The 2025-nt window shown below is 43.7% G+C and carries 1 protein-coding gene; it reads left to right on the plus strand.

Annotation, left to right across the window (positions count from 1 at the left end; genetic code table 11):
* On the plus strand, positions 1–2025 hold a 2025-nt coding region (locus tag A1D16_RS15440), incomplete at both ends, for a translocation/assembly module TamB domain-containing protein (RefSeq protein ID WP_290711117.1).

Raw genomic sequence — 2025 nt, forward strand, 5'->3', positions numbered from 1 at the left:
TGGAGATATACAGGTTAATGACAGTTTGCATTTTCCCGGTTCGGTGGTAACCGTTTCAGCCGCCAGGGATATTTCCAAAGTATCGATTCAGACAAGCGCTAATCAGACACTTAACCGGGCATCTATTTCTGGCGAAGTGCAAACCCTTAAAAATGGTATCCGGGTACAGTTTTACCCCTCAAGTTTTGAGATCAACCAGAAACCCTGGGTCATAGAAGACGGAGGCGAGATTATTTTAAGTAAAGAACTGGTAACGACAGAAGGCGTACGGATTTATAGTGAGGAGCAGGAGATCATCCTTACCTCAGCCCCTTCCTCCATTGGAAAAGGAAATGACCTGAAAGTGGAGCTGAGGAAAATCAATATTGGTGATTTTGCTCCTTTTTTCGTGAAATCAAATCGCCTGGAAGGATTGTTAAGCGGGGAAATTGAACTGATTGATCCGTTTAGTAACCTGCAGGTAGATGCCAGCGCAAAAGCAGAACATTTTCGCCTGGATAATGACTCGATTGGCGTGCTGGATCTCTCCAGTTCCTATTCCAAAAAATCGGGCAAAGTAAGCTTTAAGACCATTTCGCTGAATGAGAATTACCATTTTGATGTGGCGGGTTTGATCAATACCACCGATAGCCTGGCAGACCAGGTTGATATCCGGGCAGATTTAAAGAACACCAAAATCAGCTTGCTGCAACAATACCTGACCGGCATCTTCGATAAACTGGACGGGTATGCCAACGGTCAGTTACAGATTGTGGGTAAGGGAAATAACCTGAAATACCTGGGTGATGTACGGTTAAACGATGCCGGCTTACTGGTTGATTATACAAAGGTCTATTATAAGATCCCTGAAGCGCAGATCAAGTTCACCGACGGGCAAATTGATTTTGGGAAATTCGTACTAAAAGATACCCTGGGCAATAAAGGAGAACTGACAGAAGGAATTTTATACCATAATAATTTCAATGACCTCGCCTTTGATTTTTCTGTTAAGACCAATAAGTTATTGCTTCTGAATACCACACCGGCAGACAATAGCCTGTTTTACGGCAATCTAATCGGGAAAGCAACCATGAAATTCAGCGGCCCGATGTATGATATGCAAATGGAGATCAGCGGAGAACCGACTGACAGCAGTAATATATACATAGCAACTGAAAGCAGCCGGCAGAATGCAGATGCAGATTTTATCGTATGGAAAGAGTATGGTAAAGAAATGACGCCATATAAACCCTATGACAAGGAATCAAACTTCACCGTAAGCCTGGATATCCGGGCTAATAATAAAGCGGTGGTTAATATGATAATTGATGAAAGCACGGGCGATATCATTACGGCCCGGGGAAATGGCAACCTGAAAATGCGGGTGGGCTCCAAAGAAAGCCTGACCATGGCAGGCCGCTATGATATTGAAAGTGGATTTTACAATTTCAATTTCCAGGCCTGGAAAAAGAATTTTGTGTTGTTACCCGAACGTAATAATTACATTGTATGGAATGGAGACCCCTATGATGCCACCTTAAAAATTGATGCCCTGTATACCGCCAATAATGTAAAGTTCAGCGACCTGCTGAGCAGTGGCGGCTTTGGGATCAACGATCCCAATGTAACCCAGTACCGCGGTACGGTAAACATTATTGCGAATATTACCGATCGCTTATCGCAGCCCAAGATCCGCTTCCGGATTGAACTACCGGAAAACAGCCCGTTGCGGAATAATTACCAGGCAAGTGCCCTGTTTAAGATCATCCAGGAAGATGAAAGTGAATTGAACAAGCAGGTTTCTTACCTGATCCTGTTTAATAATTTTGGTCCCCTCACCGCGGCCGGTAGTTTACAGAATAATAGTGCCTCCTTCGCCAATACAGCTTTCGAAAGCCTGGTAGTGAGTAGCATATCCGGGTTTTTATCCAGCGTATTGTCCAATGAATTTTCCAAAATTCTTCAGAATGTGTTTAATGATAAAAGCCTGAAGTTGAATATGAACGCGGCCTTGTACAGCGGCACCAATTTAACCGGGCAATCAAA

It is taken from the genome of Flavihumibacter sp. CACIAM 22H1 (assembly GCF_001601815.1).
GTDB lineage: Bacteria > Bacteroidota > Bacteroidia > Chitinophagales > Chitinophagaceae > Flavihumibacter.